The organism is Acetobacter sp. UBA5411 (genome assembly GCF_002409645.1).
In the GTDB taxonomy this organism is placed as follows: domain Bacteria; phylum Pseudomonadota; class Alphaproteobacteria; order Acetobacterales; family Acetobacteraceae; genus Acetobacter.
The window spans coordinates 1-250 of record NZ_DHNR01000013.1 but is presented as its reverse complement, the minus strand read 5'-3'; the positions used below and the strand labels follow the sequence as shown (position 1 = coordinate 250).

Here is a 250-nt window from a genome sequence, read left to right as displayed (position 1 = left end):
CCTCTCATTATTTCTAAAAAAGACATTGATGAGCTTGAGCAACGCATGACGAAAGCTTTCAATACTATTCTGTTTTCAACAGCATAGCTGCGTCGAAGGTATCCTTTTCGTTGGTCAATAAGAGACTTTTTTCTCTGAAAATATTTGTCTTTCTGCTGTAATTCACACCAAGCAAGGAAAGTAAACATGACTTCTATCCGTAAAATCGTTGCCTCTATGTGTCTCGCAGGGAACTTCGTTCTGCAGATGG

1 protein-coding gene is annotated in these 250 nt (G+C 39.2%); it reads right to left on the bottom strand.

Going from position 1 to position 250, the window contains the following annotated elements; translation table 11 throughout:
* The coding region (locus B3759_RS03995) for a hypothetical protein (protein ID WP_291363835.1) at positions 1-188 on the bottom strand (188 nt) is incomplete at its 3' end.
* Positions 189-250: the final 62 nt, after the last annotated feature.